The organism is Paraburkholderia sp. J12, assembly GCF_905220215.1.
In the GTDB taxonomy this organism is placed as follows: domain Bacteria; phylum Pseudomonadota; class Gammaproteobacteria; order Burkholderiales; family Burkholderiaceae; genus Paraburkholderia.
Genome location: NZ_CAJMZC010000021.1, coordinates 57,170 through 81,030, shown reverse-complemented (window position 1 = coordinate 81,030; position 23,861 = coordinate 57,170). Strand labels below are relative to the sequence as shown.

The following is a 23,861-nucleotide window of genomic DNA, read 5'->3' as shown; positions in this document are numbered from 1 at the left end:
ACGACCATGGCGCCGACCATCAGCACGTCGCCGTGCGCGAAGTTGATGATGCCCAGAATCCCGTACACCATGGTGTAGCCCAGTGCGATGATGGCGTAGATGCTGCCCAGCACCAGCCCGTTGATCAACTGCTGAAGAAAGATGTCCATATCCGGTTCAGAACGTCCGGCCGTTGTGCGTTCACGGGGATTACGCTCTGGGCGACGGCATCGCGTCGGCAGTTAGCGCGTTTTCGCTACCAATGCGGCGGGAGTGAGAGAAAAGGGGAGGCGTACGGCCGGCACAACCGCATCGCTGCAGGTGTGCCGGTTCGATCAGCAGACGCTGGCGGGTTAATTCTTCACGTAGTCGAGGAGGGTTTGTTTTCCACCGACGTACTTGTAGAGAGAAATCGTTCCGTGGACCAGGTCGCCCTTCGAGTCGAACTGAGTCTGGCCCAGCACGCCCTCATAGTTCGTGGCCGGCATCGCGGCAAGAATCTTGTCGGGGTCAGTCGATCCGGCGCGCTTCATCGCTTCCGCGATGACGTACACCGCGTCGTAAGCGAAGGGTGAGTTCAGGACAGGGTGAGTACCGAAGCGCTTTTCATAGCGCTGTGTGAAGGCTGGGCCCTTCGGCATTTTTTCGAGCGGCGAGCCGGCGATAGAGCAGATCACGTCGTCGGCCGCGTCGCCGGCCAGTTTAGACAGGTCGTCGGCGCACAGACCGTCGCCTGCCAGAATCTTCTGTGCCATGCCGAGTTGTTTCGCCTGTTTTGCGAACGGGCCACCCGTTCCGTCCAGACCACCATACATAATCACGTCTGGATGCTCACCTTTTATCTTGGTAAGAATGGCGCGGAAATCGGTAGCCTTATCGTTGGTCGCGTCGTGCGATAGCACCGAAAGACCGTCTGCCTTCGCACGTTTCTCGAATTCATTGGCCAGACCTTGCCCGTATGCAGTGGCGTCGTCAACGATGGCGACCGTCCTGATTTTCAGCGTCCGCATCGCGTAGTCGGCGAGGGCGGGCCCTTGCTGGGCATCGGTTGCAACCACACGGTATGCGGTTTTGAACCCCTGTTGCGTGTATGCCGGATTCGTAGCCGATGGCGAGACCTGCACGATACCGGCGTCATTGTAGATTTTGGACGCCGGAATCGTCGTTCCCGAATTCATGTGACCGACTATCGCCGCCACTCTGTCATCGACAAGCTTTTGTGCGACCTGCGTGGCCTGTCGCGGATCGCCGGCATCGTCCTCGGCGTCGAGAATGAGGGTGACCTTCTTGCCGCCAACGACAAGCCCCTTTTCGTTGATTTCCTCGACTGCGAGCCTTGCACCGTTCTCAGTGTCCTTGCCCAGATACGAAGCGGGACCAGTCAACGGCGCGACTTCACCAATCTTCACGGTTTCGTCGGCACGCGCTACCCCGGCAGATACGACGGCCAGCGCCCCCAGGATGCCTAAGGTCATCACACGGCGACCCAATATCTTGCTCTTGGTCATTGCATTACCTCATCGATAGTTATCTTCATCAAGGGCGATCCGCTGGATTGTCCCCGTCGCCTCCGTACTTGTACTGCGCGGTGCTGCGGTCCGTGCAGGCGAGACAAATTTATGCGAACACAAACCAGCGGCATTGCACCGATTTGCCAGAAAATAGAAGAAATGCGACAGCAGAAACGTACGCTGTGCAGTCCTATAATGTTGTCACACCGATTATTTGCGCCGCCTATGCTTCCGTCCGACCATCCCCAGGCCCGTACGAGTTCTGCCCACGAACTGGTGGATCGGCTCGACTCGCTTTCCACTGCACCCGAGTCGCCCCCGGGACGCTCCGGCGTGGAGCTCAATGTCGGAATCCTGCTATGGCCGCGTTTTCCGCTCCTCTCGCTCGGCGGCCTCTGCGACGCGTTGCGCCACGCTGCCGATCGCGGCGATCAGAGTCGCCAGTTGCGCTGTCTCTGGACGACGATCGGTGCGCGCGACACCACCGTCGAATCGAGCTGCGGTATCGCCGTACCGGTTCAGGCGGCGTTCCCAGACGTGGGGCAGTTTGATTACGTCGTCGTCGTCGGTGGTCTGCTCTCGCATCTGGAGAAGGTGGACCGGCGCTACTGGGATTATCTGCGAGCAGCTGCGCAAGCCAGCGTTCCGCTGGTCGGCATCTGCACCGGTAGCTTCGTCCTTGCTCATGCCGGGTTGATGCAGGATCACGTCGCGTGTATACACAGCTTTCACTTCGACGACTATCGCAAGATGTTTCCCGAGCTGCGCGCCGTCACACACGCTGACTACCTGATCGATGGCGATCGCATCACGTGTGCTGGCGGCATTTCGGTCATCGAGCTCGCCGCGCGGCTCGTCAATCTGCATTGCGGACCTGACCGCGCATCGAAGGTAATTCACCAGATGACCGTCAGCCGGCAGGCCGGCGCATCGTTCATTGAGCGCCGCCGCGCACTGGGTTACCTGTCGGTGGACGATGCAAACGTACGCCATGCCGCCCTGCTCATGGAGGAAAACCTCGAAGCGCCGCTCAATATCTCGGTGATCGCGAAGATGATTGGCACGAGCGTGCGTCAGCTCGAGCGTGCGTTTATGGCCGAGATGAAGGTGTCGCCGAATGAGTTCTATCGCGGTATGCGGCTACGCTACGGGCGCTGGATGCTGCTGAATACCGGACGCAAGGTCACGGACATCGCATACGAGTGCGGTTTCGCGGATTCCGCGCATTTCATCAGGGTTTTCCGCGAAACCTACGGCGTGACGCCGGGCAAGCTGCGCGGCTCGCGCACAGGTCCAACAGAGGACTGAAGCTGTGCGAGGGGCGCAGCGCCATCTTGGCACGCCCTGCCTGGGCGGCGATTCGTTGTCGCGTTTCTTCTATATTTTTGCTCACTAGTGCAATCCTGCTGGTTTCGCGTGGCTCAACATCCTGTTTCGTGTAAGTGCACCGTGAAACAGGGGAAACAAGCGACATGCAGATTGCCGTATTGGGTGCGGGCGTCATCGGTCTGACTAGCGCCTACTATTTGAACCGGGCCGGACATCAGGTCATCGTCGTCGACCGACATGGTGAGGTGGCCGCCGAGACCAGCTTCGGCAACGGCGGGCAGTTGTCCTATAGCTACGTCGCGCCGCTTGCTGGACCGGGCGTGCTGTCCAAGTTGCCAGCGTGGCTCGCCCGTCGGGACTCACCGGTGCGCTTCCGGCCATCTGTGAGCGCGGAGCAGTGGCTCTGGTGCCTAAAATTCGCGCTCGCCTGCACGCGCCGGCGCAGCAATCTCACCACGCGTGACTTGCTCGCTCTCTCGTTCGTGAGCCGCACGCTCATGCACCAATTCCTGCGCGACGAACCCACGCTCGATTTCGACTTCCGGCACTCCGGCAAGCTTGTCCTGCACCGCGATCCGGTCGCCATGCAAGGCGCCATCGATCTACTCGATTTTCAGCGCTCGCTCGGCTGCGAGCAGGAGGCGCTGTCTGCCGACGAGTGTGTTGCGCTCGAACCCGCCCTGGCGAATGTACGTTCCCGTATTGCCGGCGGCATCTATACGCGCAGCGAAGATACGGCCGATTGCTATCGCTTCGGCAAGGGGCTTGAAGCTATTTTGAGGGCGCGGGGCGTGCAGTTCGCGATGAGTACGCACGTCGACGCGCTGGATGTCGCCCCAGGCGGACACATCGTGGCGCGTAGCGGCACGAGGGTGCTCGAAGCGGATCATGTCGTCGTTGCCGCCGGGGCTAGCGCACCACGTCTGCTTCGGCCTTTGGGTATTCGTGTGCCCGTTTATCCGCTCAAGGGCTACAGTCTGACCTACCCGCTGGGACCGCAGTCGCTTGCGCCGACGCTGAGTGTCACCGATTTCGCCCGCAAGGTCGTCTATGCGCGTCTTGGCGACCGGCTGCGCGTGGCGGGCATAGCCGATCTCGACGGCTACTCCCTGAAAACAGACCCCTCCCGCATTGCCGCGTTGCGTGCGGAGGCGGCCTGGCTCTTCCCGCAGGTCGCAGCCGGTCATGCTGAAACCGCTGAATGGGCCGGGCTGCGTCCCGCCACACCGCGCGGTACGCCGATCATCGGGCCCACGTGTTACAGAAATCTCTGGCTTAACGTAGGGCATGGTGCGCTCGGCTTCACGTTGGCTTCGGGATCGGCCGAGCTGCTTGCCGGCTGGATCGACGGACGACCCAATCCATCGCTGTCGGACCTCTTCCTGCTCGCGCAATGAGCGGTGCACCACATGGCGTACGGCTGTGCTCCATCCCAAATGCCTCGAATTGATATCGAATGAAAGACAAACCCAATATCGCGGTCATCGGCACGGGCGGCACCATTGCCGGCCGTGGCGCAAGCGCCGCAGACACTTCAGCCTACGCCTGCTCGGTGTTGGCTATCGACGAAATCCTGTCGGCTATTCCGGAAGCATCATCGCTCGCGAACCTGAGTGCCGAACAGCTGCTGCAAGCAGGCTCGGAGAACTTCAACGAGCAGCACCTGCTCATGATCGGCAAGCGGGTGTCCGAGGTGCTCAAGGACGACACCGTAGACGGCGTCGTCCTCACGCACGGCACCGACACCATCGAGGAAACTGCATACTTTCTGCATCTGACATTGAAGAGCGTGAAGCCCGTCGTCGTGGTCGGTTCCATGCGGCCACCGTCGGCTATGAGTTCCGACGCATCGTTGAATCTCTACGATGCGATTGCGGTAGCCATTCATCCGTCCTCGCGCGGAAAAGGCACGCTTGTCGTCGCCAACGAGGAAATCCACACCGCTCGAGACGTTACGAAGACAAACAGCTTCAAGCTCGAGGCATTTCGCTCGCCCTACGGTGCGCTCGGCTATGTGATCCAGGGAAAGCCTCGGTACTACCGTACGCCGTTGAGGGATCACACTGTTTTCACCCCGTGGTCCATCGACGACATCGAGTTGCTGCCGAAAGTCGATGTCGTTTATGCCTATGGAGCGCTCGAGAGCGAATTGATCCGCGCCATTGCGGCAGATGCGAACGGCCTTGTCTTCGCCGGCACCGGCAACGGCAACATCGCGGATCATCTGGTCGAGCCGCTACGGCAGGCGACGCAGCGGGGGCTGCATGTGGTGAGGGCTTCACGCACGGGCAGCGGTGTGGTCGTCCGCAACGGCGCGCAGCCCGATGACGACTATGACTGGATCGACGTCGACGATCAGTCGCCTCAAAAAGCCCGCATTCTTTTGATGCTGGCGATGCTGAGCAATCCGGATGAGCGCCGCGCGTTGCAGGCGGCCTTCTATCGCTTTTGAAAACTGCCAGGAAACACAATGTACATCATCACCGACGATCAGGTTCATAGACTCATCACGATGAGCGACGCCATCGAAGTGCTGCGCTCCGCGCTTGCTGAACAAGGCAGCGGACAAGCCAGGATGCAGCCACGTGTCAGGACGCTCGGCGAAAATGTGTCGTTGAGTACGATGGGGGCAATCCTGCCCGGTGCCGGTGTGTGCGGCGCGAAGGTCTATTCGACGTACAAGGGGGTCTTCGATTTCGTGATTCCTCTGTTCTCTACGCATAATGGAAGATTGCTGTCCATCATCCACGGTGGAGCATTGACGGAATACCGCACGGCGGCGGTGACCCGCATCGCGTTTGATGCATTCGGCTGCGCCGATGCGAAGGTGCTCGCAGTGTTTGGAACCGGCGTGCAGGCCAGGGCGCACATCCGGGCTTTCGTTGAGAAGTCGAACATCGAGCGCGTTCTGATAGTCGGCATCGAGGGCGTGCAGGAAACGGTTGCGCAAATGCAGGCACGTTACGCTGGCGTATGCTTCGAGGCGTCCGCGGCGGAAACGGCGGTGCAGGCAGCCGACATCGTCGTCACCGCTACGCGCAGCACCGTTCCGCTCTTTGATGGTGCCGGCCTCAAGCCTGGAACCTTCGTCGCAGCGATCGGCTCCAGCAAGCCGGACGCACGCGAAATCGACGATACGACACTTGCGCGCGCTGGCACGATCGTTGTCGAATCGCTGGAACAGGCGGCGAAGGAGGCGGGGGACCTGTTGATGGCGGCGCCGGAAGCGATTGACTGGCACGACGTTGTGGAGCTTGGCGACGTCATCGCCAGCGGCTATGTCCAGGAGCGCCGACGAGGCGATATAACCGTCTTCAAATCCCTTGGGATCGCGCTTGCCGATGTTGCGCTCGGTGAGCTAGTCATGCGTAGGGCTATGGCAGCGGTGGAATCTGGGGGTTAGTCAATGGCCGTTAGTGGAGTCGTGCGGTCTTCCAATGACAGTTCCGTCCGCTCGCTGAACGACAGGTTGTGGCCGGCTAGCGCCTGACTTACCGTCCGCGACCAGTGATTCACGCCAGCCTGTGGAAGGCGAGTCTGCCTCGAAGCGCAACGCCGCCGCTAACGGCGGTTACCAGAAATGCCGATTTCTCAAACGCACGGTCGCCGGCCACCCGCGTTGCTCTTCAGGGCCGCCCGCGCCGGTCCGGGGCGACTGCCAGACGAACTCCCGGCCCTGGCTGATACTCCGTGCGGTGATTGGGCCTGTTGCGCGGCCCCGTCGCAATCGTCGTGTCGGCGACCAGTCCCGGGTACCGTGGTACGTTCCCATGTTTGCTGCGAGTGCGTTCATACCGGAGCGCCGTCGTCGTCTTGATTCTCATCAAACTGACTGACCGTCGCAGCGAACGTCCGAAACTGGTCCCATATGCCTTCTGCGCCTTGCGTCGACAAGCCGGAGAGTGGCCGACTAACCGGCACGACCCGGCCCGACGCGCCGTCAAGCGGCCAATGTCGATTCAGAATTTCGTGCGAATGCCCGCGCCGAAGGTGTCGCCGCCCGATAGCTTGTCGAAGTGGTCGTACATATACGCCGCATATACATCGGTGCGTTTGGACAGAGCATAGTCGTAGCCCAGCGCCGCGGTTTGCCGTGTCTGGTCAAGGCCGCCGCTGTCGCGGGAATACGCATACGACGCCATCACAGTGCCTGCGCCCAGAGCGACCGATACGCCGGTCTGGTACGTGTTCACATGCCAGCTGCTCGCGAGCTCGTCGTTCTTCGTGTACATATACTGGCCGAAGAATTTCACCGCCTTCAGATCGTAGGACAGTCCGACTTGCGCGACGTTCTGGCTGCGCATGCCTTCGACGAGCATGGTCAGATCGCCGGGCGTGCTGTTGAAATTCGCGTATTGATAAACGCCGGTAGCCGCGAACGGTCCGTGGAAATAGAGAAATTGCGCACTCCATTTCTTCGCGCCATTTTCTCCGGCCTGATTGCCGAGGCCGTACATCAGGGAGCCGGAGAGGCCGTTAAAGCTCGGCGTCGAATACTGCACGGTATTGCTCCAGCCCGAGTCGCCGATTACGCCCATGTCCGTCGTATAGGTCGGGCCGCTGCCGAGACCCAGATACGTGTGCCAGATCATCGGCGAGAATTCGTATGAATCCACGAACGGGTTGAAGAGGATGGTCGAGACGAAGAGCGGTGTGGTCTGTCGGCCGAGTGTCAGCGTCCCGTAGACCGATTCGATGCCTGCATAGGCGTTGCGGGAGAAGAATGTGTCGCCGGTGAAGCGGCCTGCCTGGCCGTTTTGGGGCAGGAAAAAGTCTTCCAGTGCGAAGACAGCCTTGTAACCGCCGCCCAGGTCTTCCGAGCCTTTCAGGCCCCAGTATGAGGTGGACATGCCCCCGCCCGATACTTCCCATGCGCGTTGGCCGCCCGGCATTTTTTGTGCGCCGATCCACGTATCGACCTGGCCGTAGAGCTGGATGCTCGATTGCGCCGATGCCGATGAGGTCGTGAGTGCCAGTGCTCCCATTGCAAGGAGTGCCCATGCCGCTGATGCGATTGTCGGGTTTTTCATTTTGATTAGCATAACTAATTTTAAAAGTGAAAAAATTTATTGGGTGCGAAGGGTGTCCGCCGACGCTTTTTTAAGGTGTGGTCTTTCGTTTCTTTTGAGTGCTCGCTTTCTTTGCTGGCCTTTCCTTGATTGACTGTCGGAATGCCTGCTTTTCTCCGCTGCTGCAAAGAAAAGTTTGCAAAAAAGCTCACACGCTAGTGCGACGCTGTCCACCACGCGTATTCCTCCGTAGTGGTCCCGCACCGTCTGGGTTCCCGGTCATCGGGTGAATGGGCGCGTCAGTGACGGCGGGGCCGTTTGTCTGCCGATCAAACCTGCTACCGCTATCAGCGCCAGCAAATAAGGAAGCATGACCAGCAACGCCGTCGGGACGTGCAGGCCGAACATCTGCAACTGGAATTGCATCGCCGTCGCCGCGCCGAACAGCAGGCACGCCAGCGCGGTTCGGCCAATCTTCCAGTTGCCGAAGATGATCGCCGCGATCACCAGATAGCCGGTGCCGTTCGTCATGCCTTCCGTGAAGGTGTGGATGTCGCCTATTGAAATGAAGCAGCCAGCCGCCGCCGACATCACGCCCGAAAACAGTACCGCTCCGTAGCGCAGTTTTGTCACCGAGACGCCCGACTGATCAACCGCTCGGGGCGAGACGCCCACCGCGTGCAGCGCAATACCCAGTGCCGTGTGGCGCATCGTCCATGCCGTTGCGGCGAGGATTGCCAGGCCTGCGTAGAGCAGCCAGACCTGGTGGAATACGGCGTCGCCAATCAGCGGCAATTGTCCGAGACCTGGCGGTGACCAGCGGGCGAGGCCCGGAATCGCGGCCTCCGAGCGCGAACCGAATATCTCGCGATACGCGAGCGTCGTGCCGCCCAGCGCGAGGATATTGATGCCGATACCCGTCACCACCTGGTTCGCACGCAGCGTGACGCTCAGGAACGCCTGCAGCAGCGCGACCGGCAGCACGCCCAGCACACCGCAGAGCAGGCCGATGGCCGGATTGCCGGTCCACCACGAGGCCGTCGCGCCCACGAATGCGCCGGTCAGCATCATGCCTTCGACGCTCATGTTGAGCACGCCCGCGCGCTCGCTCACGAGTTCGCCGGTGGAGGCGAGCAGCATCGGGGCCGCGAGACGGATCGATGAGCCCGCGAATACCGCGAACAGTTCGGTGTTCATTGACGTTCCCCCTTGCGTTCGAGCCAGATTGCTCCGCCTGCAAGCGCGATCGTGACGATGCCCTGCACGATCAGCACGAGCGCGGACGGCACGGCCGCGACCATTTCCATGTTGATGCCGCCCGAGCGCAGGAAGCCGAACAGCAACGCACAGGCGAACACGCCCGTGATCGAGCCGCGCGAGAGCAGTCCGACCACGAGGCCGTCGAAGCCGTAGCCCGACGAAAACCCCGCCTTGAGCGAGCCCTGATCGCCTTGCAGCATCAGCGCGCCCGCGAGGCCGCCGAATGCGCCCGCGATCGCCAGCGCGGCGACGATCGTCGAGGTGATCGGCAAGCCCGCGCGCCGCGCCGCCACCGCGTTCAATCCGGTCGCGCGCAAGGCGAAGCCGAAGCGCGTGTAGCGCAGCATCAGTGTCGCGGAGACGGCGAGTACGAGTGTCACGGGCAGGCCGATATGCAGGCCGAGGCCGCTGTCGGCGAACAGGGCGGGCAGGTGGGTGGGGTCGGGAATCTCCAGCGACTCGGGCAGCGTGGCGCCGCTGGTCATCGGCTGGCGCAGTAGCGCTTCGCTTTGCACGCACCAGTAAAGCAGCCACACGGCCACGAACGACAGCAACAGCGTGCTGATGACTTCGCTCGTGCCGGCCTTCGCTTTCAGCACGCCGGACACGCCGCCCCAGAGCGCGCCGGCAGCGGCGGCGCAGAGCATTGGCACGATGAAGGCGAGCCCGAAGGGCAGGCCCGCGCAATGGCCATACAGGCTCATCGCCGTCGAGACGATGCCGCCCATGGCGATTTGTCCTTCCGCGCCGACGTTGGTCAGTTGCGCGCGATGTGCGATCACGAAGCCGATGCCGACGAGCGCGAACACGAGCGCACGATTTACCGACGCGCCGATGGCATACGGCGAGCCCCATGCGCCGTCGGCGAACGCGGCGAGCGCGTCGCGCACGTTCACGCCCATTAGCGCGATCAGGCCTAGCGCGATGCAGAACGCGAACACGATCGCGCCGCCGATCACGGCTGCGGCGCGCAACGGCGATGCGCCGTCGCGCGTGGCGGGCGCCGCCAACGGCCAGGCGCGCGCGGCCAGCGATTTACGAAGCGAATTCATTGCAATTCTCCTGCGCCGGCCATCCATGCGCCGATACGTGAGCGATTGGCCGCCTCGGGCGTGCAACTGCCCATGATGCGGCCGCGATACAGCACGACGATGCGGTCGGCAACGCTCATCAGTTCGTCGAGCTCGGATGAGATCAGCAGCACGCCTACGCCGCGCTCGCGCGCCGCGCGGATGTGCCGGTAGACGGCGGCCACAGCGCCGACGTCGAGCCCGCGTGTCGGTTGCGCGGCCAGCAGGAAATGCAGCGGATCGAGCGTGAGTTCGCGCGCGAGCACGGCCTTTTGCTGATTGCCGCCCGAGAGTCCGCCGAAGATCGCGTCGGGTCCGCTCGCGCGCACATCGAAACGTTCCATCAGTTCGACCGCGCGTTCGCGCATCGCGCGGCGTTGCAGCCAGCCCGCGCGCGAGTAGCGATCGAGGTGATTGAGCATGAGGTTGTCGACGAGGCTCATGCCGGTCACGCAGCCGACCGCGTGCCGGTCCTCGGGCACGATGCCCACGCCCACGCGCGTGAGTTCGCGCGGCGTCGCGTGCGTCATGTTCTGGCCCGCGACGAAAAAGCGTCCCGCCGCCGCCGGCATCATGCCCGCGAGCACGGCGCCCAGTTCGCTCTGGCCGTTGCCTTCCACGCCCGCGATGCCGACGATCTCGCCGCGATTCACGACGAGCGTGCAATCGGCGAGACGCAGCACGCCTTCGGCGTCGCGCGCGGCGAGGCCGTCGATCTGCAACACCTCGTCGCTCAGCGCGCGCGACCACGGCGAGCCTTCATGCGGCTGCGCGAGCGACAGTTGCGCGTGCAGATCGGCGGCTTGCGCGGTCGACGCGCGGCGGATCATCGCGTCGACGAGACGGTCGATGTCGTTCGCGGGCGCCTCGGAGCGCGCTACCACGCGGCCCGATTGCAGCACCGTCGCGTGCGTGGCGATGCTGCAGATCTCCTTGAGCTTGTGCGTGACGAGCACGACGGCGCAGCCGTTGGCGGCCACGCGCGCGCAGGTGTCGAGCAGCGCGTCGATTTCGGCGGGCAGCAGCACGGCGGTCGGTTCGTCGAGCAGCAGCAGACGCGGCTCGCGCATCAGACACTTCACGATTTCCACGCGCTGACGCTCGCCCACCGAAAGATCGGCGATTCGCGCGTCGAGCGGCAGCGTCAGGCCCACGCGCATGAGTGTTGCTTCGACGCGTCGGGCTTCGCGCGCGCGATCGATGCGCCCGCGCGCCTGGCCGAGCAGCAGGTTGTCGAGCACGCTCGCGTCGTCGACGAGACTGAAGTGCTGATGCACCATCGCGATGCCGTGCCCGATAGCTTCGCGGGGATTGCGCGGGCGGTACGCGACGCCGTTCATGCGCATCGCGCCCGCATCGGGCTGATGCACGCCGAAGATCACGTTGCAGAGCGTGGATTTGCCCGCGCCGTTTTCGCCAAGCAGGCAATGCACGTCGCCGGCCATGAGATCGAGCGACACATCGTCGAGAGCCTGAAACGCACCGAAGTGCTTGCCAATCCCTTCGAGCGACAGCACCGGCGCGGGCGTGGGAGACACGACGGCGTTCATGGTCAGCCTTCCAGTACCTTGATCTTGCCGCTCAGGATGTCGTCTTCGATCTGCTTGAGCTTCGTATCGATGGCGGGCGTGGAATGACACACGACCATGCCCGACGACTTCGGCCCCATCGCAAGACCGAAGGCCTTGTAGCCGGGCTGCCACGTGCCTTTCTCCAACTGCTCGATGGCGTATTGCGCCTGATAGCCGACGCCGGTGATGCTGTACGCGACATAGAGCGGATCGCTGCCGCATCGATCTGTGTAGCTGCCGATGATGTGCGTGTTCTTTTCCTTCGCTGCCTGCTCGATGCCGCGCAAGCCGAGATTGAGAATGTGATAGTGAATGTCGGCGCCCTGGGCGATGGCGGCGGCGGTGGCTTCGCGTGCCTTGGCGACGTCGTCGAAATCGCCGGTGTAGCTCTCGAAGTATTTGATCTTCGGATTGATATAGCGTGCGCCTTCTCCGAACTCCTTGCCCGCGTTCACGATCGACGGAATTTCCATGCCGCCGACGTAACTCACCGCGTTGGTCTTCGTGAGCATCGCGGCGGCCGCGCCCGCGACGAACGCAATTTCTGCCTGCTTCACGTCGTAGCCCGCAACGTTGGGCGGCATCGCTTGCCCCTTGCTACCGCCGACGATCGAGAACTTCACTTTCGGAAACCGCTTCGCGATCTTAATGACGGCTGCCTGCGTCTGGCCGCCCACGCCGATCACGAGTTCGTTTTTCGCGGCGAGATTCGTGAGCGCCTGCTCCATGTCCGCGTAATTGATGTTCTCGATGATCTGCGTCTTCAGCTTCGGGCCGAATTCCTTTTGCGCGGCCATCACGCCGTCATAACCGGATTCCATCCAGCCCTTGTCGGTCTTCGAGCCAGGAATCAGGACGCCGACATGCATGGCGTCGTCAGCGGCGTAGATGGCGGGCGGCATCACCGCGCCCAGTCCCAGCGCGAGGCCGACCGTGGCGAGCACGCGCGCGCGCAGGCGATCCGTTGCCGAACGTTGCGGGAATCGATTCAAAAGCAGCTTCGCGGAAGACATCATGACACTCCTTGTTTGCCGTAGCGTTTGAGTTTCGTTTTGCAGTTTCAGTAAGTGAACTATTCATGAACGAAATGGTTAAAAGCAAGTTGGGTGCCATGTATGTCGAACGCATGTTCGTGCCTTGCCGAAAGCGGCGAAATGCCCATTCGCATCGGGGTTTGCACGTGGGGTGAGGTAGCGCATGCGGCGGCGTATTCGCGCGTGCGAGCGCGCCGCGCGTGCACCAAAGCCGGTTTCGATGCCTGTGCGCGGGGCGTGAGCGCAAGCGATTGCGCGCACGCGCACCATGGCGGCGCGTGGTGCGGCTTCGCGTCATTCGGCGCGACGGCCCGCGAGTTCGCACAGTGCGCGCCGTGCTGCTATATTCGCGGCAGGCGGCGCATGCGCCGATGGGTTTTCTTCCGCACGAACGAACTTACTCTTGCCATGACGCGTGTCGCCGCTCGCTCCGCCAGTTCTTTGACGCCGAAAAAGAACGCCGCAAAAAATCCGGCGCGTGCCGCAGGGGAGGAGGCGCAAGAGTCCGCGCAGGAACCCGTGCGCGAAACCATGCGCCAGCGTCTGGCAGCAGCGACGCGCGGGCGCATCTTTCGCGTCGCGCTCGCGGAATTCGCGGAGAAGGGCTTGAGCGGCGCCCGCGTGGAAACCATCGCGAGCCGCGCGAAGGTCAATATCCGCATGATTTATCACTACTTCGGCGGCAAGGAAGCGCTCTATCTGGAAGTGCTTGAATTCGTGCTCGGCCGTTTGCGTGCCGAAGAACTCAAGCTTGAACTCGACGTTGATCGCGTCAAGCCCGTCGAAGGCATCGTGCTGCTTTACGAGTTCATCGAAGGGCATTTCGCGGCCCATCAGGAACTCGGCAAACTGCTCTCGTTCGAGAACCTGAATCGCGCGCGCGTGATGAAGCGTTCGAAGGCAATTCCCGAAATGGCTTCACCGGTGCTGGTGCTGTTGCGCACGCTGATCGAGCGCGGCGAGAAGGACAAGACGCTGCGCGCCGGGCTCGAACCGCTGCATCTCTACGTCGCGCTCGTTAGCTTGTGCTCGTTCCACAAGTCGAACGCGTATACGCTGTCGTGCATCTTTAACGCCGATCTGCTCGCGCCGAGCTGGCAGGACGAGCAGAAGCGGCAGGCGCAGGAGATGGTGCGCGCGTTCGTGCGCGCCTGAGGTTTCAGCCCACGGTTAGCGAATGGGCTTGCTGGCTCGCATCGGCGGCCATCGCGAGGCCGTCGCTGCGCGGATCGTGTGCGCCGAGTGCCCAGCCATCGGCGTCGATGCGGATCACGCCGGGATGCCCCGCGAGCGGACTTTGCGCAGCAATCGCGGATACTTCGTGGCCGCGCGCCGAGAGTTCCGCGAGCACGGCCGTGCCCGCATCGGCTTCCAGCTTGAGTGCGTCGCGTGTGTCGGAGAAGGTCCGGCCGAGCAGAAAACGCGGCTGCGCGAGGGCCGTTAGCGGGTCCATACGGTAATCGATCAAGCGAGTGAGAATGGCCGCGAGCGTTTGCGGCTGGCCGTCCGCGCCTTGTGTGCCGAACAAAAGGTGTGGGCGCCCGTCGCGCAGATACATGCCCGGCGTGAGCGTGTGGAACGGCCGCTTGCCTGGCGCGAGTGCATTGGGATGCCTTGCGTCGGTGGAGAATGCCGCGCCGCGGTTGTGCCAGAGAATGCCGGTGTCGCCGGCCACTACGCCGCTGCCCCAATCGAAATACACCGTTTGCAGCAGGCTCACCGCGCGTCCTTCGCGGTCGGTCGCGCCGATGAACACCGTGTCGCCGTGACGAAAACGATGCGGCCACGCACGCGCGCGGCGCATGTCGATGGAGCGTGCGTGCGCCGCGAGCGTCTCGGGCGCAAGCAGCATGTCGATGGGCACGTCGGCGAAATCGGTGTCTGCCACGTAGCGGTCGCGATCGACGAACGCACATTTTATGGCTTCCACGAGCAGGTGATAGTAGTCGGCGCTGCCTTCCTCGACATTGGTGAAATCAAAATGTGCGAGCGTGCCCATGATTTCCAGCATCGTCACGCCTTGCGTGGGCGGCTGCAAACCGACGAGTTCGCCGCCGCGATACGGCACGCGCAGGGGCGCTTGCTCGCGTGCCCGTGTGCTGGCGAGATCGTGCGCGTCGAGTGGCGAGCCCGCATCGCGCAGACCACGCTCGATACGCCCGGCGAGATCGCCTTCGTAGAATTCGCGCGCGCCAAATCGAGCGATGCGTTCCAGACTGCGCGCGAGTGCCGGTTGCGCAAAGCGCGAACCGGGCGCGGGCGCTGCGCCCGATGCGTCGTCGGGCGCGAAGGTCGCGGCGAAACCGGGTTGCGCGTTCAGTTCGTCGGCGCGAAGCGTTTGCCAGAAGTGCTGCGATTGCGTCACGGCAAAGCCGTCTCGCGCGTATTCGATTGCGCGTTCGAACAGCGTCGACCACGCGAGTGTGCCGCCCCACGCTTCGCGTGAGTGTGCGAAAGCGCGCGCCCACGTGTCGAGCGTGCCCGCGCTCGTGAGCGCAGCAGCGCCGCCACGCACAGGAATCGCTTCGCCGTGATGCGGCAGATGCATCGCAGCCTGGCCCGCGCCCGAAATCGTGCGCACGTCGCCGCTTCGATCCGCGACGACCCAGAAAGCGTCGCCGCCCAAGCCCGTGAAATGTGGATACGTCACGCACAACACTGCGCCGATGGCAATGGCGGCTTCGATGGCGTTGCCGCCCGCGCACAGAACATCGCGCCCAGCGGCGCTCGCGAGTGCATGCGGGCTCGTCACCATGCCCTCGCGCGAGCGGGCGTTTGAAGCATTCAAAATTTTGGTCTCCGTTATATTTTCGCGGTCTCGCCACGGTGTGTGGGCAGCGTTTGCGCGAGCCGCAGCAGCGCTCGGTCGGTGCCGCGCGCGCCGATCAGCGAGAGCGCGAGCGGGCGGTCGCATTCGTCAGTGAACGGCAGTGTGATTTGGGGCAGGCCGCCAAGCGAGGCGATGGCGTTGAGTGTGAGCGCGTCTTCGTAGAAGTGCGCGAGCGTATCGCCGTCGGCATCCTTCGCGAGCAGCGCGCACGGCGTGGTCGGCATGACGAGAACGCTGTCTCGCAGCCGCACGTCGAGTTGTGCAGCGAGCGTCTCACGCAGCGCGCGCCAATGCGGCGTGCGTGTGCGGTCGTATGAGTCGATGCGCGCGAAGCGCGGCGCGATTGCCGGCCCGAAGCGCGGTTCCGCCGCGCGTATCCACGTGCCGAGTGCGTAGTCGATATCGGCGTCCTGCACCGCTTGATAGCACGCGAGCCAATCGGCGGCCGGCGTGAGATCGAAGAGTGGCACCGAATCCTGCGCGCCGAGCGAACGCGCGAGGGCGTCGAGGCGCGCCGCGTCGTCGGGTTCGTGGCGGGCGCGGCGTGCGAACGCTTCGTCCACACGCCGCGGCGTGTGCGATGACGTTGCGCTGTCGGCGGGTAACAGCACGTCGCCGACGCTCGTCAACAGAGCGGCGGAGCGCGCGAACCAGCCGATGGTGTCGAGGCTCGGCGCGAACGGCGCCACGCCGTCGAGCGCGATGACGCCGTGCGTCGGGCGCATGCCGTAGAGCCCGCAGAACGCGGCGGGCACGCGCACCGAGCCGCCCGTATCGGTGCCGAGCGCGAAGTCCACCGTGCCCGCTGCGACCGCCGAAGCCGATCCGCTCGACGAACCGCCCGGCAGCGCATGCGGCCAGCGCGGATTTAGCGGCGTGCCGTAGTGATGATTCGCGCCTTCGAGGCTGTAGGCAAGTTCGTCTGTGATCGTTTTGCCTTCGAGCACCGCGCCCGCGCGCAACAGTGCCGAGACGCAGGACGCGTGCTCGCGCGCGGGCGGTTGCGCGGCGAGCCAGTCGGGATTGCCGCCGCCCGTGCGCACGGCCGCCACGTCGATCAGGTCCTTGACCGCGAAGCGCAGACCGTCGAGCGGGCCTTGAGAGAGCGGCGCGACGCGTGTGACGTTGCCGGGCACGAAGGCGCTCACGCGGGCTGCTCCACCGCTTCGACCGCATCGACGATGCGCTTCGAGTCGGTGACGAAGCCGAAGCACTTCTTCACGTTCCAGATCGTCGCTTCGGTGCAGAACGCGGGCGAGGACGTCGCGCAGCAATCCTCGACGAGCACGCAGCCGTAGCCGAGAAAGTTGGCGTCGGTGAGCGAGTGCAGCACGCATTGATCGGTGTTGACGCCCGCGAACAGCAGCGTGCGCACGCCGAGGTTGCGCAGGATGCTGTCGAGCGGCGTGTCCCAGAAGCCGCTGATGCGATATTTATCCACGCAGATGTCGTGTGGCAACGGCTTCAGTTCGTCCACCACGGCAGCGGCCCACGAGTCTTTTTCGAGCACGTGTGCGCCGTTGCTCGCGAGCGGTTCGCCGAGACCGGTGCCGTGTCCGGTCGGCTTGTAGAGGTGCAGTTGATTCGGCGGCATGTTGGCGAGGTCGGGGCGGTTGCCCCAGTTCACCCAGATCACCGGCACGCCTCGCGAGCGCAGCGCGGGCAGCAGCGTTTGCAGTGGCGCGATGGGCGCGCGGTCGGCGGTGTAGTCGCCGCCGATCTGCGAAACCCAGCCGCCTTCGGTGCAGAAGTCGTTCTGCATGTCGATCACCACGATGGCTGTGCGACTCAGGTCGAGACGCACGTGTTGCGGTTCGCAGGCGAGCGTCGCGAGACGCGGTTCGGGACCGCGAGCCGCCATGTCGACGAGCGCCGGGCTCGCGAGCCAGTGATAGGCGTCGGCGCGGCCGAGACGGTTTGTGGCGGGCGCGTCGTTAGGGAGGTTGGCTTCGGACATCGGCTGGGGCTCTCCGCGAGTAGCGTTCGTTCATGAATAAGATACTTACTGAAATATGCAAGATCGATGCCAGCGCGGAACGTAGGCGCAAGCGCTTGCCATAGCGGGGCGACAGGAAAATCAGGCGATAGAAGCTGGGCGCACCGCGATCCGGCGCGGCGCGCGCGTGCCCCGAAGCGGGGCACGCTGCACGGAGTTGCAGCGGCGGGATGCGTGCACAAGCAACGTGAATCGTTGCACCGGCACGCGACGCCAAATGGCCCAAGGCGGCGCACGCACCGCGCCGCACGCCGCCTGCGCGACATGTGAGCGATCACCGGACAGGCACGCCAGGCAAGCTTGCGCGGCGCGCGCAGGGTCATCTGGCATGGATGCTGCGTGTTGCGTGCCATCTTGTATTCAAGTTTGAACTCATGCGCCGCTCCCGCCCGTTGAAAGTTCGCGGACTGCTCGACGCCTATCGCCGTGGCGAGACCTCGCCGCGTGAGACGATCGGCACCGTGCTGCACCGCCTTGTGACCACGCATCGTCCCGAAGCGTGGATACTGCGTGTCGCCGACGCCGATCTCATCGCGCGCGCAGCGCAACTCGAACGACAGCTCGCCGACGAAGGTCCCGCGCTGTTCGAGCGCATGCCGCTGTTCGGCGTGCCGTTCGCGGTCAAGGACAACGTCGATGTCGCGGGCTTGCCGACCACGGCCGGCTGCGCGGCGTTCGCCTACACGCCCGGCGAAACGGCATTCGCGGTCGCGCGTCTACTCGACGCGGGCGCGATCCTGATCGGCAAGACGAATCTCGATCAGTTCGCGACCGGCCTCGTCGGTACGCGGTCGCCGTATGGCGCGGTGCGTCAGGTCGATCAGGACGACTACATTTCGGGCGGCTCAAGTTCCGGCTCGGCGGTCGCGGTGGCAGCGGGCATCGTCGCGTTCTCGCTGGGCACCGATACGGCGGGCTCGGGGCGCGTGCCCGCGGGCTGCAACGGCATCGTCGGCCTCAAACCATCGCTCGGGCTCGTCAGCAAACGCGGCGTCGTGCCGGCGTGCCGCACGCTCGATACGCTCTCGGTGTTTGCGCACGATGTCGCCGATGCGTGGACGGTACTTGACCGCCTCGCGGCCTTCGATACGCGCGACAGTTATTCGAAGCCGCTCGTCTCGCGCGGACTGACGCATGGTCCGCTGCGCCTCGGCGTGCCCGACACGCTCACGTTTTTCGGCGACGAGCGCGCGCAGCAGGCGTTCGCCGCGACGCTCGACAGCATCGCCACTCATCTGGCCCTCACGCCCGCGCGCTTCGCGTTCGCGCCGCTGCAGCAGGTTGCTGCGCTGCTCTACGACGGACCGTGGGTGGCGGAGCGGCGCGCTGCGCTTGGCGAGTTCTTCGACACGCATCGAGCGGAGATTGACTCGACCGTGGCGAAGGTGATCGGTCAGGCGCAGCGCTTCGATGCCGCCACGGTGTTCGACGGCCAGTACACGCTCGCGCGTCTGAAGCGCGAGGCGGATTCGCTGTTCGAACAGTTCGATATCCTGATCGTTCCGACAGCGCCGACACATCCGACTATCGCCGAGGTGCAGGCGAATCCGATCGAGGTGAACAGCCGTCTCGGCGTATATACGAACTTCGTCAATCTGCTGGATTGGTGCGCGCTCGCCGTGCCGGGCGTACCGCGCACCGATGGCTTGCCCGCGGGCGTCACGCTGATCGGACCGTCGGGCGCGGACCAGCAACTCGCGGTGCTCGGTGCGCGCATTCAGGCGCTGTTTTGCGAAGCGGCTGAAGCAACCGAAACCACGGCAGCACGCAATGCCGAGGCGATCGCCGCAAGTCCGATGCCGATTCAGGAACCGAGCGTCACGCTCGCCGTGGTTGGCGCGCATCTGCGCGGTGAGCCGCTGAACTGGCAACTGTTGCAGGCGGGCGCGCGCTTTATCGAAGCGACCACGACGGCGCCGCATTACCGCCTCTACGCGCTCGCGGGCACCTCGCCGCCCAAGCCGGGTCTTGTGCGGCAGAGCGCCGGCGCGGAAGGCGATGCGATCGCCATTGAACTGTGGGACGTGCCATTGCGCAGCTTCGGCGCATTCGTGGCCGCCGTGCCCGCGCCGCTCGCGATCGGCTCGCTCGATCTCGCCAATGGCCGCACCGTGAAAGGCTTCGTCTGCGAGCCGTCCGCATTGGCCACCGACGCTGGTGCGGCCGATATTACCGCTTACGGCGGCTGGCGCGCGTATCTGGCGCACAGCGCGCCGAAGCGCTGAAGTGAAGCGCCCAACAAATGCAAAAGCGAACGCAGCAGCGAACACCGAAACCAGTGACCGACAACCATCAGGAATCCCAATCATGACGCAACGTCGCGACTTCATCAAACAGGCCGGCGCGCTAGCGCTCGGCAGCCTGCTGCCTTTTAAAAGCGTGTTCGCTGCCGAGACGCTCACGGTCGGCGTGATCTACGTGGGCTCGAAAGGCGATTACGGCTACAACCAGGCGCAGGCACAAGCGGCGGCGGTCATCAAGAAGCTGCCGAACGTGAAGGTGGTCGAGGAAGAGAATGTGCCGGAAACCGTCGCGGTTCAGAAGTCGATGGAAGCCATGATCGAGCAGGACGGCGCGACGCTGATCTTCGCGACTTCGTTCGGTTACTTCGATCCGCATGTGCTGAAGATGGCGGCCAAATATCCGAAGATCCGTTTCGCGCATTGTGGCGGCCTGTGGAAACAGGGCAATCCGCCTAATATCGCAAGTTACTTCGGCTATATCGACGAATGCCAGTATTTGAACGGCGTGGTCGCGGGCCATATGAGCAAGACGAAGAAGCTTGGTTTCGTCGCCGCCAAGCCGATTCCGCAGGTGCTGCGTAACATCAACGCGTTCACGCTCGGCGCGCAGTCGGTCGATCCGTCGATCACGACGCATGTGATTTTCACGGGAGACTGGTCGATGCCGGTGAAGGAAGCCGAGGCGACCAATAGTCTTGTCGATCAGGGTTGCGATGTGCTGACCTGTCACGTCGACGGTCCGAAGGTCGTGATCGAGACGGCCGAAAAGCGCGGCGCGATGAGTTGCGGTTATCACGCGAGCCAGGCCGCACTGGCGCCGAAGGGCTATCTCACGGGCGCCGAGTGGGATTGGGCGACGCCGTACCAGACACTCGTCGCCGATGCGCGGGTGGGCAAGCCGCAGCCGAACATTCTGCGCGGCGGTCTCAAGGAAGGTTTCGTGAAGATGTCGCCGTATGGCGCGAAGGTCACGCCCGACGCGAAGAAGAACGCCGACGCGATCAAGACGCAAATGATGGCGGGCCAGTTCGTGATCTTCAAGGGTCCGCTCAAGGACAACAAGGGCGGCACGGCCATCGCAGCGGGCACGAACTACGCGCAAACCGACATCACGCTCGAAAGCATGAATTACCTCGTCGCGGGCGTGGTCGGGCAGATCTGAACGATGACCCAGTTCCACGCGATTCCGCCATGACGTTCGAAATCGCGCAACCCCGCAAGGAGAGATGATGCGCGCTCCCGCTCCCTCGGTGATGTCCGCCGGCGCCCGCGCGCTGATCGGATTGTTGCCCGCCCTGCCGACGCTCGCGGCGATCGTCGGCACACTGCTGCTGTTTTCGCTCTTTCTGCTGATCGAGGGCCAACCGGCGGGCGACGCGATCGCGCTGATCGCGCAAGGTGCGTTCGGTTCGTCGTTCGCGTGGCAGAGCACGCTGCTGCGCGCCGCGCCGCTGATGCTCACCGCACTGTGCGTGGCGCTGCCCGCGCAGGTTGGCCTGATCGTGATCGGCGGCGAGGGCGCGCTCGCGCTCGGTGGACTCGCGGCGGCGGTCGTGCCGTCACTGCTGCCGCACGCTACGCCGTGGTTCGTCGCGACGCCTGTTATGGCGCTGGCCGGCATGATCGTTGGCGGCGCGTGGATCGGCGCGGTCGGGGCGTTGCGTCAGTGGCGCGGCGTCAACGAGACGATCAGTTCGTTGCTGATGTCATATATCGCGATCGCGGTGTTCAAGTTTCTCGTCGAAGGGCCGCTACGCGATCCGGCGAGCCTGAACAAGCCGTCGACGCCGCCGCTGCCCGATGCGTTTTCGATCGGCTCGCTGCCGGGACTCGAAGTGCATTGGGGCCTGTTCTGGGGCGCGCTGGCGTGCGTGGCGGCGTGGGTGTTCGTGCGTCACAGCACGAAGGGCTTCGCGATGCGCGTGACCGGCGGCAATGCGCGCGCTGCGCGTCTCGTCGGCCTGCCGGTAAATTCGCTCGCGCTGACTGCGTGCGTGCTGGGCGGTGCGGCGTCGGGTCTCGCGGGTATGTTCGAAGTCGCGGCGGTGCAGGGCAGCGCGAACGCGTCGCTGCTCGCGGGCTACGGTTACGCCGGCATTCTCGTGGCGTTCGCCGCGCGCCAGAATCCGCTCGCGATCATCGTGTGCGCGCTGATGATCGGCGGTATCGAGGCGAGCGGCAGTCTGCTGCAACGCCGTCTCGATCTGCCCGACGCGACCACGCTCGTGCTTCAAGGCCTGCTGTTCGCCAACCTGCTCGCGTGGGAGGCGCTCGGCGGGCGGCTTGCCGCGTGGCGCTTGACATTGCAGAACGCCGCGCCATCCGAAGCGGTGTCTTCGCTGGAGCAAAGCCATGTCTGATCTGCATTCGCCGGTTGCCGTGCTGCTGCTTTCCCTGATCGCGGGCGCCTTGCGCGTGAGCACACCGTATCTGTTTGTGAGTCTCGGTGAATGCCTGACCGAGAAGGGCGGTCGCGTGAATCTCGGACTCGAAGGCATTCTGGTCACGGGCGCGATGAGCGGCTATGCGGGCGCGTATCTGAGCGGCTCGCCGTGGATCGGCGTGCTGGTTGCCGGTTGCGCGGGCCTGCTGCTCGGCTGCCTGCATGGCTTGATCTGCTCGCTGCCGCGCGTCTCAGATATCGCTTTCGGCATTGCGCTGATGCTGTTCGGCACCGGCCTCGCGTTCTATCTCGGCAAGCCCTTCATCGAACCGCAAGCGCCGATGCTGAGCTCGTTTGATTTCGGCGCGTGGAGCGCGTCGCCGCAATTGCATAACGCGCTGCACGTGAATCCGTTGTTTCTGATCGGCGTGGCGATGGCGTTCGCCCTGCAGTGGGGGCTGCGCTCGACGCGCTGGGGCATGACGCTGCGGCTCGTCGGCGACAACGCGGAGAGCGCGCGCGCCATGGGCTATCCGGTCACGCGCGTGCGCATTGCCGCGACGGCGGTCGGCGGGTTTTTCGCCGGCGTCGGCGGCGCGTATCTGTCGCTCGTCTATCCGGGCAGCTGGAACGAAGGCCTCTCCAGCGGTCAAGGGTTGATGGCCGTCGCGCTGGTGATCTTCGCGCGTTGGCAGCCGCTGCGTTGTTTGTGGGCCGCGCTGCTGTTCGGGGCCGCGGGCGCGCTCGGCCCCGCGCTGCAGGCAATCGGCGTGACGAGTGGCTATTACCTCTTCAACGCCGCGCCTTACGTGCTGACGCTCGCGATCATGATCGTCAACTGCCGTCCGGACCGCACGCTTGCGGGCGCACCCGGGGAATTGAGCCTCACGCGCTGATGCCTGATTGACGCCTGATTTCGCCATCGATTTATCTCGTCTCACCGGAGACCGACATGACCCGTTTCATCGAAGCCCGTCCGTATCCGTGGCCTTACGACGGCGCGTTGCGCGCCGATAATACCGCGCTCGTCATCATCGACATGCAGACCGACTTTTGCGGATTCGGCGGCTATGTCGACAAGATGGGCTACGACCTGTCGCTCACGCGCGCGCCGATCGAGCCAATCAAGCGTGTGCTTGCGGCGATGCGCGTGCAAGGCTTTACGATCATCCACACGCGCGAGGGCCATCGCCCCGATCTCTCGGATCTGCCAGCGAACAAGCGCTGGCGCAGCCGCCAGGCGGGCACGAACGGCATAGGTATCGGCGACGAGGGGCCGTGCGGCAAGATCCTCGTGCGCGGCGAACCGGGTTGGGAAATCATCGACGAACTCGCGCCGCTGCCGGGCGAGATCGTAATCGACAAGCCGGGCAAGGGCTCGTTCTGTGCGACCGATCTCGAATTCTTGCTGCGCACGCGCGGCATCGCCAACCTCGTGCTGACCGGCATCACCACCGATGTGTGCGTGCACACGACGATGCGCGAGGCGAACGATCGCGGCTTCGAATGCACGATCCTCGCCGACTGCTGCGGCGCGACCGATCGAGGCAATCACGACGCGGCGCTGAACATGGTGTTGATGCAAGGCGGCGTGTTCGGTACCGTTTCCGATTCGCGCGCGCTGCTCGCGACGCTCGGACGCTGAT

Annotated in this window: 20 protein-coding genes; 10 read left to right on the top strand and 10 right to left on the bottom strand. The window is 64.0% G+C overall.

Annotated features, from left to right (window positions below; all coding sequences use genetic code 11):
* Both U5760_RS29305 and U5760_RS29300 read right to left on the bottom strand, forming a co-directional pair.
* Positions 1-149 (bottom strand): ABC transporter permease subunit (locus U5760_RS29305; protein ID WP_415914199.1); only part of this gene is annotated, 149 nt, incomplete at its 3' end.
* 183 nt (positions 150-332) lie between these two features.
* Positions 333-1,454 carry a branched-chain amino acid ABC transporter substrate-binding protein gene (locus tag U5760_RS29300; RefSeq protein ID WP_322015814.1) on the bottom strand — a complete coding sequence of 374 codons (1,122 nt, stop codon included), beginning with the start codon at positions 1,452-1,454 and terminating at the stop codon, positions 333-335.
* A gap of 261 nt (positions 1,455-1,715) precedes the next feature.
* Here U5760_RS29300 and U5760_RS29295 point away from each other — a divergent pair, with 261 nt between their 5' ends.
* From U5760_RS29295 to U5760_RS29280, 4 genes are all read left to right on the top strand, one after another.
* Complete coding sequence (locus tag U5760_RS29295) at positions 1,716-2,798, top strand: GlxA family transcriptional regulator (protein WP_322015809.1); 1,083 nt, start codon at positions 1,716-1,718, stop codon at positions 2,796-2,798.
* Positions 2,799-2,962: 164 nt separating this feature from the next.
* The gene (locus tag U5760_RS29290; protein ID WP_322015808.1) at positions 2,963-4,216 is read left to right on the top strand and encodes a D-amino acid dehydrogenase; all 1,254 of its coding nucleotides are present in this window, start codon (positions 2,963-2,965) and stop codon (positions 4,214-4,216) included.
* A gap of 59 nt (positions 4,217-4,275) precedes the next feature.
* The gene (locus U5760_RS29285) at positions 4,276-5,271 is read left to right on the top strand and encodes an asparaginase (RefSeq protein ID WP_322015807.1); all 996 of its coding nucleotides are present in this window, start codon (positions 4,276-4,278) and stop codon (positions 5,269-5,271) included.
* An 18-nt stretch (positions 5,272-5,289) separates the two neighbouring features.
* Positions 5,290-6,222 carry an ornithine cyclodeaminase family protein gene (locus U5760_RS29280; RefSeq protein ID WP_322015806.1) on the top strand — a complete coding sequence of 311 codons (933 nt, stop codon included), beginning with the start codon at positions 5,290-5,292 and terminating at the stop codon, positions 6,220-6,222.
* A 556-nt stretch (positions 6,223-6,778) separates the two neighbouring features.
* Here U5760_RS29280 and U5760_RS29275 read toward each other — a convergent pair.
* The 5 genes from U5760_RS29275 to U5760_RS29255 form a co-directional block, all read right to left on the bottom strand.
* A complete protein-coding gene (locus tag U5760_RS29275; protein WP_322015805.1) occupies positions 6,779-7,804 on the bottom strand; it encodes a porin in 1,026 nt (341 codons plus the stop codon).
* Between the two features lie 303 nt (positions 7,805-8,107).
* Positions 8,108-9,025, bottom strand: a complete 918-nt coding sequence (locus U5760_RS29270; RefSeq protein WP_322015804.1) for an ABC transporter permease — start codon at positions 9,023-9,025, stop codon at positions 8,108-8,110.
* Complete coding sequence (locus U5760_RS29265) at positions 9,022-10,140, bottom strand: ABC transporter permease (protein WP_322015803.1); 1,119 nt, start codon at positions 10,138-10,140, stop codon at positions 9,022-9,024. The genes U5760_RS29270 and U5760_RS29265 overlap by 4 nt, the downstream gene beginning before the upstream one ends.
* Positions 10,137-11,708 (bottom strand): ABC transporter ATP-binding protein, encoded by a 1,572-nt coding sequence (locus tag U5760_RS29260; RefSeq protein WP_322015802.1) that lies wholly within the window; start codon positions 11,706-11,708, stop codon positions 10,137-10,139. The genes U5760_RS29265 and U5760_RS29260 overlap by 4 nt, the downstream gene beginning before the upstream one ends.
* 2 nt (positions 11,709-11,710) lie before the next feature.
* Positions 11,711-12,742 carry a BMP family protein gene (locus U5760_RS29255; protein WP_415914198.1) on the bottom strand — a complete coding sequence of 344 codons (1,032 nt, stop codon included), beginning with the start codon at positions 12,740-12,742 and terminating at the stop codon, positions 11,711-11,713.
* Positions 12,743-13,282: 540 nt separating this feature from the next.
* On the opposite strand from U5760_RS29255, the gene U5760_RS29250 reads away from it, so the two are divergent.
* Positions 13,283-13,918, top strand: a complete 636-nt coding sequence (locus U5760_RS29250) for a TetR/AcrR family transcriptional regulator (protein ID WP_224011742.1) — start codon at positions 13,283-13,285, stop codon at positions 13,916-13,918.
* A 4-nt stretch (positions 13,919-13,922) separates the two neighbouring features.
* On the opposite strand, the gene U5760_RS29245 is transcribed toward U5760_RS29250, so the two are convergent.
* Genes U5760_RS29245 through U5760_RS29235 form a run of 3 tightly spaced genes read right to left on the bottom strand, consistent with a single transcriptional unit; the run spans position 13,923 to position 17,550 of the window.
* A complete protein-coding gene (locus U5760_RS29245; protein WP_322015812.1) occupies positions 13,923-15,518 on the bottom strand; it encodes a gamma-glutamyltransferase family protein in 1,596 nt (531 codons plus the stop codon).
* 47 nt (positions 15,519-15,565) lie between these two features.
* Entirely contained in the window at positions 15,566-16,741 is a 1,176-nt protein-coding gene (locus U5760_RS29240) for an amidase (protein ID WP_322015801.1), read from the bottom strand.
* Complete coding sequence (locus U5760_RS29235) at positions 16,738-17,550, bottom strand: cysteine hydrolase (RefSeq protein ID WP_322015800.1); 813 nt, start codon at positions 17,548-17,550, stop codon at positions 16,738-16,740. The genes U5760_RS29240 and U5760_RS29235 overlap by 4 nt, the downstream gene beginning before the upstream one ends.
* Positions 17,551-17,963: 413 nt before the next feature.
* Here U5760_RS29235 and atzF point away from each other — a divergent pair, with 413 nt between their 5' ends.
* The 5 genes from atzF (at position 17,964) to U5760_RS29210 (ending at position 23,860) form a co-directional block, all read left to right on the top strand.
* Positions 17,964-19,814: an allophanate hydrolase gene (atzF, locus tag U5760_RS29230; RefSeq protein ID WP_322015799.1), complete on the top strand. Its 1,851-nt coding sequence runs from the start codon at positions 17,964-17,966 to the stop codon at positions 19,812-19,814.
* A gap of 82 nt (positions 19,815-19,896) precedes the next feature.
* Positions 19,897-20,994 carry a BMP family ABC transporter substrate-binding protein gene (locus U5760_RS29225; RefSeq protein WP_322015798.1) on the top strand — a complete coding sequence of 366 codons (1,098 nt, stop codon included), beginning with the start codon at positions 19,897-19,899 and terminating at the stop codon, positions 20,992-20,994.
* Positions 20,995-21,061: 67 nt separating this feature from the next.
* Positions 21,062-22,192, top strand: coding sequence for an ABC transporter permease (locus U5760_RS29220; RefSeq protein ID WP_322015797.1), 1,131 nt, complete (start codon positions 21,062-21,064; stop codon positions 22,190-22,192).
* Complete coding sequence (locus U5760_RS29215; RefSeq protein ID WP_322015796.1) at positions 22,185-23,111, top strand: ABC transporter permease; 927 nt, start codon at positions 22,185-22,187, stop codon at positions 23,109-23,111. Before U5760_RS29220 ends, U5760_RS29215 begins: the two co-directional genes overlap by 8 nt.
* Before the next feature lie 56 nt (positions 23,112-23,167).
* The gene (locus U5760_RS29210; protein WP_322015795.1) at positions 23,168-23,860 is read left to right on the top strand and encodes an isochorismatase family cysteine hydrolase; all 693 of its coding nucleotides are present in this window, start codon (positions 23,168-23,170) and stop codon (positions 23,858-23,860) included.
* Position 23,861 lies beyond the last annotated feature (1 nt).

Coding starts and splice junctions, on each gene's coding strand:
- U5760_RS29295 (WP_322015809.1), top strand. CDS start 1,716: ATGCTTCCGTCCGACCATCCCCAGGCCCGTACGAGTTCTGCCCACGAA.
- atzF (WP_322015799.1), top strand. CDS start 17,964: ATGCGCCGCTCCCGCCCGTTGAAAGTTCGCGGACTGCTCGACGCCTAT.
- U5760_RS29255 (WP_415914198.1), bottom strand. CDS start 12,742: ATGTCTTCCGCGAAGCTGCTTTTGAATCGATTCCCGCAACGTTCGGCA.
- U5760_RS29225 (WP_322015798.1), top strand. CDS start 19,897: ATGACGCAACGTCGCGACTTCATCAAACAGGCCGGCGCGCTAGCGCTC.
- U5760_RS29260 (WP_322015802.1), bottom strand. CDS start 11,708: ATGAACGCCGTCGTGTCTCCCACGCCCGCGCCGGTGCTGTCGCTCGAA.
- U5760_RS29280 (WP_322015806.1), top strand. CDS start 5,290: ATGTACATCATCACCGACGATCAGGTTCATAGACTCATCACGATGAGC.
- U5760_RS29275 (WP_322015805.1), bottom strand. CDS start 7,804: ATGGGAGCACTGGCACTCACGACCTCATCGGCATCGGCGCAATCGAGC.
- U5760_RS29220 (WP_322015797.1), top strand. CDS start 21,062: ATGCGCGCTCCCGCTCCCTCGGTGATGTCCGCCGGCGCCCGCGCGCTG.
- U5760_RS29290 (WP_322015808.1), top strand. CDS start 2,963: ATGCAGATTGCCGTATTGGGTGCGGGCGTCATCGGTCTGACTAGCGCC.
- U5760_RS29265 (WP_322015803.1), bottom strand. CDS start 10,140: ATGAATTCGCTTCGTAAATCGCTGGCCGCGCGCGCCTGGCCGTTGGCG.
- U5760_RS29215 (WP_322015796.1), top strand. CDS start 22,185: ATGTCTGATCTGCATTCGCCGGTTGCCGTGCTGCTGCTTTCCCTGATC.
- U5760_RS29245 (WP_322015812.1), bottom strand. CDS start 15,518: ATGGTGACGAGCCCGCATGCACTCGCGAGCGCCGCTGGGCGCGATGTT.
- U5760_RS29300 (WP_322015814.1), bottom strand. CDS start 1,454: ATGACCTTAGGCATCCTGGGGGCGCTGGCCGTCGTATCTGCCGGGGTA.
- U5760_RS29235 (WP_322015800.1), bottom strand. CDS start 17,550: ATGTCCGAAGCCAACCTCCCTAACGACGCGCCCGCCACAAACCGTCTC.
- U5760_RS29270 (WP_322015804.1), bottom strand. CDS start 9,025: ATGAACACCGAACTGTTCGCGGTATTCGCGGGCTCATCGATCCGTCTC.
- U5760_RS29210 (WP_322015795.1), top strand. CDS start 23,168: ATGACCCGTTTCATCGAAGCCCGTCCGTATCCGTGGCCTTACGACGGC.
- U5760_RS29285 (WP_322015807.1), top strand. CDS start 4,276: ATGAAAGACAAACCCAATATCGCGGTCATCGGCACGGGCGGCACCATT.